The organism is Frankia sp. Cppng1_Ct_nod (genome assembly GCF_920656135.1).
In the GTDB taxonomy this organism is placed as follows: domain Bacteria; phylum Actinomycetota; class Actinomycetes; order Frankiales; family Frankiaceae; genus Protofrankia; species Protofrankia meridionalis.
The window spans coordinates 1-7,539 of the sequence record NZ_CAKKTK010000126.1; the positions used below are offsets into that span (position 1 = coordinate 1).

6 protein-coding genes are annotated in these 7,539 nt (G+C 64.6%); 4 read left to right on the forward strand and 2 right to left on the reverse strand.

The genetic code is table 11. The annotated features are described in order from the left end of the window. Positions 1-189: 189 nt before the first annotated feature. Complete coding sequence (locus NBW77_RS21410; protein ID WP_131744590.1) at positions 190-714, reverse strand: transposase; 525 nt, start codon at positions 712-714, stop codon at positions 190-192. A gap of 360 nt (positions 715-1,074) precedes the next feature. Between NBW77_RS21410 and NBW77_RS21415 the strand changes: the two genes are divergently transcribed. From NBW77_RS21415 to NBW77_RS21430, 4 genes are all read left to right on the forward strand, one after another. Then, complete coding sequence (locus NBW77_RS21415; protein WP_131744589.1) at positions 1,075-3,693, forward strand: helix-turn-helix transcriptional regulator; 2,619 nt, start codon at positions 1,075-1,077, stop codon at positions 3,691-3,693. 305 nt (positions 3,694-3,998) lie between these two features. Beyond that, a complete protein-coding gene (locus NBW77_RS21420; RefSeq protein ID WP_131744588.1) occupies positions 3,999-4,661 on the forward strand; it encodes a hypothetical protein in 663 nt (220 codons plus the stop codon). Positions 4,662-4,784: 123 nt separating this feature from the next. After that, a complete protein-coding gene (locus tag NBW77_RS21425) occupies positions 4,785-5,111 on the forward strand; it encodes a hypothetical protein (protein ID WP_131744587.1) in 327 nt (108 codons plus the stop codon). A 301-nt stretch (positions 5,112-5,412) separates the two neighbouring features. Continuing rightward, positions 5,413-5,928: a DUF4760 domain-containing protein gene (locus NBW77_RS21430; protein WP_131744586.1), complete on the forward strand. Its 516-nt coding sequence runs from the start codon at positions 5,413-5,415 to the stop codon at positions 5,926-5,928. Positions 5,929-6,122: 194 nt separating this feature from the next. On the opposite strand, the gene NBW77_RS21435 is transcribed toward NBW77_RS21430, so the two are convergent. Beyond that, positions 6,123-7,031 (reverse strand): IS701 family transposase, encoded by a 909-nt coding sequence (locus NBW77_RS21435; protein WP_131744585.1) that lies wholly within the window; start codon positions 7,029-7,031, stop codon positions 6,123-6,125. Positions 7,032-7,539 lie beyond the last annotated feature (508 nt).

Consider the following 7,539-nt stretch of genomic DNA (forward strand, 5'->3'; position numbering starts at 1 on the left):
CCGCCGGACTCACGCTCCTGCACCGCGACAAGGACTTCGAGCTGATCGCCGACCTGACCGGGCAACCAGTGTGCCGACTGTCCTGATCTTCCAACGCTCCCCGCGCCGCGATACGACTGACAGGCAAGTTGACAGCCAAGACGGCGGACGAGGGTGGACGCTAGCCCCAAGGCCGTGTAGATAGGCGGGTCAACCATCTGTCAACGGGTCCGGCGCGAGGATGTCGAGGCTGACGGTGGCTTTGTAGCTGGGTCCGTGGAGGTGGCCCTTGGCGGTGTTGGCGGCGTAGTTGGAGATCGCGCGTTTGACGACGCGGGGGCTGACGCGTAGCCACCGGTCGGGCAGCAGGTCGTCGAGCACGGCGCGGCCGATCACGCCGATCAGGTCGACCGTCTCGCCGGTCAGGATGTTGGCGGCCTGGACGAGCTGGTCGCGGGCGGTCTCCAGGGCGGTGGTGAAGCTGCCGCGGTCGGGGTCGAAACCCGGGTCGTGCAGCATCGCGTCGGCGATCGCGATCCAGATCACCTGGTAGGCCACGAGCAGGGCGTAGATTTCCTGCTCGACGCCGTCGGGGGTGCGTGAGCGCAGGACCTTGCCTGCGAGCATCGTGGCCTTCAGCTCGAGGAAGGCCGTCTCAATCCCCCAGCGATCACCATAAAGCTTGATCAGTTCGGCGGTCGCGGGGGGTGTCAGATGGTTGGCTCTGGTGCACATTCGGTGGTGACGATATGTAATCGAGACGAGATGCTGGGGGGAGGAGCATGCGAAGCCACGCAATCCGGGTAGTCGGCAGCGCTCTGAATGTTCATGGCAGCGTGTTGAGCCCGCCCGCCACCCTCGGTGGTGACGCCCCAAATGTCTGGAGTGTCAGGCACATCATCATCCCAGTAGGCCGCAACAAACGCTAACCGTCGGTCACCACCGGAAGTGCGCCAGAGCCTCAGGTCGGACAGCCCCGTGCGAACGGCGATGTGATCACGGTTGGGTCGGTCTTCACCGACGTTACCCTGGGGTGGGCCCGCATTGTGGCCGGGTGGGTTCGTCGACGGATCGACCACGACATAATTCGGCAGCATGGTGCACGCTTGGCCCTTCGTCGGCCGGTCCATCGAGGTGGGCCGGGTCACGGCGGCGCTAGCCGAGGGCCGAGGAATGCTCCTCGAGGGTGCGGCGGGCGTCGGCAAGAGTCGGTTGTTGCGGGAGATCGCCGGGCAGCAGGACGCGGGCACCTTCACGGTCAAGCGTGTGTACGCCACCGAGGCCATGTCCGCCATCCCGTTGGGGGCGCTCGCTGAATTCCTGCCTCATCAGGAGCCGCATGGGGTTGTGGGAGCACGGGAGCTCAACCTCGTCCTCGACAGCCTCGTCGAGCGGCCGTCGAGTGTTCACCAGGTGGTGTTGGCGATCGATGACATGCAGCTGCTCGACACGACGAGCGCCGATCTGGTTCTGCGCGCCACCCGGACCGGTCACGTGCTGGTCCTTGGGACACGTCGGACCCCGGGGCGCGTTCCCGACAGCGTCGCGGAGCTGTGGAAGCGTGACCTGGTCACGCGGATCCCGGTCCCGCCGCTGGACCGGTCGCAGACTGATCACCTGTTGGCGGGTGTGCTTGGCGGCCGAGTGGAGGGACGCACGGGGAACAGGTTGTGGCAGCTGACGGAAGGCAACGTGTTGACGCTGCGCGAACTGGTCGACGGGTTGCGGGAGTCCGGTGAGGTCAGCCAGGTCGGTGGCCTCTGGCACTGGTCCGGAGACATGACCCGGCTACACATCGACGTCTTCAGCGTTCTCGAGGAACGGGTGCGTAATCTGCCCGATAACCTGCGCACGGTCGTGGAGATTGTCGCGCTTGCCGAACCGATCGATTACGGGATGCTCGTCGGGCTGGTCGGGAAATATGCTGTCACGTCGGCCGAAGACCAGAAGCTCATCCAGGCGGACCGCCGACGCCAGCGGCGGGATGTAAGGCTTGACCACCCCGTGTTCGGCGAGGTGGTGCGGAGCATGCCACACGCCGAACGCCATCTCGGCGACCTCGCGGAATACGTCGAGCGGACCGGCATGCGGCGGCGGGACGACGAACTGCGTGTGGCGGTCTGGCGGATGAGATCCAACACCGTCGGCGACCCACTCCTGCTGGTCCGGGCGGGGCGCACGGCATACGCCCGTTTCGATCTGTCGCTGGCCGGGGAACTCGCCAGGGCCGCACTGGCCGCCGGCGGCGGCTTCGACGCCGTCGATCTACGCGCGTCGATCCTCGGTTTTACCGGCGAGCCGGAACAAGCGATCGAACTCCTGAACTCCGCCGAGCCCGCGCTGGAGACCGACGAGCAGTGGATCCGCTGGTCCATAGCGCGGGGAATGATCGAGTTCGGCATGCTGAACGACCCGACCGCGGCTGAGCGCCTGTGGTGTGCCGCGGAAGCCCTTGGCGGCCCCGGCTCGACCCTGCTCCGGGCTGTGTCGATATGTCAGCTCGCCTGGCGCGGCGATTTTCGCACCGCGCACCAGCGCCTGGCCGAGATTGCGGAAACGGAGAAGAGCTGGACCGGCGGGCGCTTGTTCGCCGAAGGGCATCGCCTTGTCCTCGCCGCGTATCACGGTGGCGGCGAGCTTCTACTCGACGAGCTGCGCGACTTCGAGAGCCATCTTCCGGACCATCTACCCGACCTGCCCTACCTGCGGGCAGTCGCCACCCTCGCCCGGTGGAGCGTCACGGCCGCGACCGCTAGCAACCTGCTGCGCGACACCGACAGGGACCAGGCCGAGGACTTCCCACTCTTCGGAGCGCAGGAGGGCCTCGCGGAGGCGATGCGTCAGCGACTGACCGGCCGTTTCAAATCGGCGCAGGCCACCACCCTGGAGGCTCTCACGCTGGCGGAGCGGGGCGGGCAGACGCTACTTTCCGCGCTCCTCGCGGAACAGGCGCACTGCGCCGCGCTTCTGGGGCACCTTCCGGAGGCAGCGCAACTACTTAAGGAAGCCGACCAGCGGCATGCCCGGACGATGACTCTCATGTATCCGTGGATCGAGCTTTCCCGCGCCCAGGTCGCCGCAAGCGAGGGACATTTCGAAACGGCCGATTCCACCCTGCGACACCTGGCGGACCGCCTACGAGACGATGGATTCCACGGCCTGGAAACACATGCCCTGCTCGCCCTGCTCAGATACGGGCTCGTCGGCTCCTCGGACGTCCAACGGCTGGAGCAACTCGAATCGATGGTGAACGGTCGCCTGCCCGTTCTCGTGCGGCGGCACGCCGAGGCACTGCTCGCCGCCGATCAGGCCGGACTGCGGGTGAGCGCGGGCAGCTACGCGGACCTCGGCCTGTGGCACTATGCGGCGGAAACTGCGGCACAGGCCTTCCAGCTACCCCGTCCGAAAGATGCCATCGGGGTCGGCGCACTTGCCGGATACCTCGCCGACCTCCTGTCCAAATGTGACCATCCATGGTTATCCGCGCCTCGGATTCTGATTCCGAAACTCAGCGATCAGCAACGAAAGGTCGCCAGCCTCGCCGCCGAAGGCCTGAGCGACCCCGGGATAGGCAAGAAGCTGTTCGTCACGAAACGTACCGCGGGTAACCACCTCCGCGAGATCTACCGGAAGCTGAACATCTCCGGGCGGGCTGAACTCGCCGGTCTGATGAAACTGTACGAACTGCTTCAGGCCCGCCAGACCGAGCATTGAGCAGCGGATCAGGCCCCAGCCCGCCAGGTCGGTGCCACCACGATCCGCTGCAGCGGAGCAGCTGCTCCGGGCCTCGGTGGCGGACCGGCCCGCCGTGGCGATGAAAGTTGAGTAGCTGGACGCCTGGCTTTGAGTGGTCCTGAAGCTGGAGTTCACCTGTGTGGGCCATGGACGATAGCGGTCGGTCGGTACCGCTCCACCGAGCTCAGGGCGGAGGTGACTCACCGTGCCCGAAAACCGAGGAGTACGCGATGCTACTCGGGAACCTGGATCTGGAGGCTTGAATGTCGGGTGCAAGGGCGGGGGTGCCAGGTGAGGGGCGTTGGCACAGAGTCGAAGCGGTAATTGGCGTCGTCAGTGTCCTGACTGGTGCGATCTTCGGGGTTCTGCAGTGGCAGGAGAGTAGATCGGCAGCCGCGCCCGTCGCGACAGCCGCGCCGGTGGTGTCCACCGCGCCAGACACACCCGACACGTCGGCGTCGGCCGGTGCAGATGCGGCCGATCCCGCAAAGAAGGGCAGGCCGATGGACGGCCGGAATTGCCTGATCGGGACCTGGAAGCTCTCCAGATGGGCCTGGACGCTAAACGCGTCGCAGTTTGTCCTGGACACTCCCGGTACGGTTGACATGAACGCGAGCGACACCTCCACGACTGTCGTTCAGTTCAACGACGACGGAAGTGGGAGCCAGGTCGAGAACGTAACGTTTTCTGGCTACGGAAGTACAGACGGGAATTTTTACTCGTTCACCGAAGTCGGTCGGGCGACCTTCCGCTTCTCCGTCAGTAATACCACTGTCAACTACAGCACGACGAGTGGGTCCTTTGTCGTCGACGCCCGTGTCAATCACACGTATCTGGGCAGACAGACCGTCCCGGCCGAACTTAATCAGGCGGATATCTTTACCTGCTCGGCGGGCAGGCTCACTCTGGCCGACACCGGGTCCAAGCAGGAGTTCGTGCGTGCCTGAGTCTGCCGGGCGGGTCTGCTGTCCTCGTGGAAGTCGTGCTCCGTGCTGGTGCCTGGGAGGTGCGTCTCTCCGTCCAGTAATGACAATAATTAGGTGGTGGACATCTGGAGAGCCGGTCGGTCCATGTCCGACGAGGCGTCCGAATTCGGTCAACTGGCCGATGCGCTTCGGGCGCTACAGGCCACTGTTAGTGGCGTTCAGTTTCCGGCAGAGGTGGCGAAGCGGGCCCGGCTGGACCTGGAAAAGCTGACCGGTGTGCTGGAGCCGTATGCGGTACCGGAAGCCGTGCAGGCCACCGGCCGGATCCCCGGTATCCCGGGCCGGGCACAGCCCCTGATTCCCCGTGGTGCAAATGGAGAAGCCGACGAACTGCGCCTCGTCGGGCAGGTGACGTTCGGCCGGTACTATCGGGCGGATTCGGCGCGGCCCACGGCGGCGCCATCCCACTGATTTCGACGTGTGGAGTGCCAGAAGTCGGCTTGGGCCTGTGAGCTGGGGTTATGCGACGGCTCAGCTGTCGGCATGAGGGTCAACTATGTCCGTGCCACTGCTCTATCTGATCTTTGTTCAGGTCTGCGGCTGGCTGGTTCTACTCGGCCGTTCGTCGTTTGGGTGGAGTTGAATTTTCTTGTTGTTTAAATATTTGTCTTCGTAACAATAAGGGACTTCGTGAACTAATGAAAGAGTTGACGGTACATTTCCTGTATGGCCGAGGTATGTGCCATCGAGCCGTGGTGGGATGTGTGTGAAAATGGCCGGCTCGCTGCTAAATGTCAGCGCCATCTTTATCTCATTAGCTTCTTTGGCGACTTCAACTTTGCTCGCAGCACGGCAGGCGCGATCAGCGGACCGCGCAAATCAGCTCCCAATCATCATCGAAATGCTTGATCGCCACACGACCCAGTCTTTCTACCTGAAAGAAGAGAAGATTTGGGAGGAGCTACCTTCGCGCGACCCAAATTTAGGAGTTACCCGTCTACCGGCGGACATTCGGGGGGAAGTCATTGAAGTATCATTCTTTTACCAGATGCTCGGCTACCTGCTCGCCTTCGAGGTCGTCGACGAAAACGTCGTCATTCTTCCCATCCGTTATCGGCTCGAGAAGACCTGGACGGCCATACGGCCTTTCGTCGAGAGTGAGAGGGTATTACGCGGCGACCCGTATAGCTATTTAAATACCCTGGAAGAGTTTGCGAAGAGTGCTGCAAAAAAGGATGTAGAGGGTATGACCATAATGGTCCAGAAAAGATTATCGAGGATTGGATGATGCTTCAGAGTTGGCGAAACCAAGTGGCCATAGCAGGGCCTCGGCATTTTTGCTGGGCAGCGGTTCGTAGATCGTGGTGAGTGATGTTGGTGGGGTTGGGGTCAGGGCCATTTACCGGTAGTTTGTTGGATCAGGGTGGGAGGTAGAGGTGCAGGCCGTGACCGGCGCCGACCGCGTCGATCAGGGCCTGGAGTTCAGCGGGTGGGGGCGTTGTGGACCATGCCCGCCACCAGCGTGTGAGCACGATGGCGGGGGTCAGCCAGCCGCGGACGGCGCGGATCGCCTGGGGCCAGCTGGGTGGTTGTATGTGCCGGGAAGCCGGTGCGGGCCCCCCTCTCTCGGGAACCCTCCGCCTGGGTCGTCTCCGGTGTGGGGGTGGGGAGCTGCTGGTCGGACCAGGTCTGCCAGCTGAACGAGAACGCGCAGCAGACCAGGGTGAGGTAGCGGCGGATCGCGACGTCGGAACGGACCTGGAAGTCCGCCCAGCCGAGTTCGTTTTTGACCTGTTTGTAGCCTTGCTCGACCCAGGTACGCAGCCCGTAGCAGCGCACGATCTCGGCCAGGTCGGCCGGCGGCAGCGGTGAGGGGGCAGCCGGTGGGCTGCCGGGACGGGGCCGATTGGTGATCAGATACCAGGTGGTGTGCTCGGGGAGGCCGGCCGGGTCAGTGGTGGCCACGACCAGCCGCAGGGGGCCGTCCGTGCCCCAGCAGCCCAGGCGGGCATCGGTCGCCCACCAGGTTTCGGTGTGCCCGTCACGGAACCGGCGGGTCACCCGCTGCCAGGAACCGGGCCGGCGACGGCTGCGCCAGCCGGCCGCCCTGGCGGCCTCGATCGGGGTGTGCGGATCCGCGATACGCGCCCAGATACCCCTGTGCGGTTTGAGGGCCAGCACGTAGGGCACGCCGGCGCGGCCCAGCGCCCCGACGAGGGTGCCGGTCTCACTCGGACCGTAGAAGCAGTCGGCGACCACAGCCGCGAACGGCACCGGCGCCCCGCGGGCCCGACCCACCAGGTCGACCGCGAGCTGCGGCTTGGTCGCGAAGGCCGGATCGTGCGTGCCGCCGGGCAGCCGCCCGGCCGGGGTGTACGGGACGGCGTGCAGACGCTAACGGACACCCGCTCCAAGCGACCGGACATCCACAAATACCGGCAGACAGACTACCTTCTTGCTCCTGTCATCGGATGGTTCGGTCAGCCGACGGATGTCCGTGGACGGTCGCAGGCGACGGACGAAGCGGTTCGAGCCGGGCCAGGGAGAGCATGAATTCGACGCCACCGGTGGCAGCCACGCCGGCTTATGACTACGGACGTCGGCGTACGTCCACGGAAAAAATCAAACCTGCGACCTGCACCGACGAACGTCAGCGGACATAGGCGGATGAACTACACGACCGCTCATAATCCGCTGGTCGGTCTCCGGAAGGTGGAAGGTCCGCATCCGCACACTGGGCAGGTTCGGAAATGTGCTGCCGCGCCGCTTCCGCTCCTCGGCGCGGGCGCACCTGCGGTGCGGCTCGGCTTGCCACCGGACAGCGTGCCGCCCACCACTGCGAGCCGGGGTAGAGACGCGGTATTCGTCACGCACCGTAGTTATGATCGGAAACGATGCT

Bases quoted from the DNA above. Each gene is read 5' to 3' on its own strand.
- NBW77_RS21415 (WP_131744589.1), top strand. From the start codon at position 1,075: ATGGTGCACGCTTGGCCCTTCGTCGGCCGGTCCATCGAGGTGGGCCGG.
- NBW77_RS21410 (WP_131744590.1), bottom strand. From the start codon at position 714: ATGTGCACCAGAGCCAACCATCTGACACCCCCCGCGACCGCCGAACTG.
- NBW77_RS21430 (WP_131744586.1), top strand. From the start codon at position 5,413: ATGGCCGGCTCGCTGCTAAATGTCAGCGCCATCTTTATCTCATTAGCT.
- NBW77_RS21425 (WP_131744587.1), top strand. From the start codon at position 4,785: ATGTCCGACGAGGCGTCCGAATTCGGTCAACTGGCCGATGCGCTTCGG.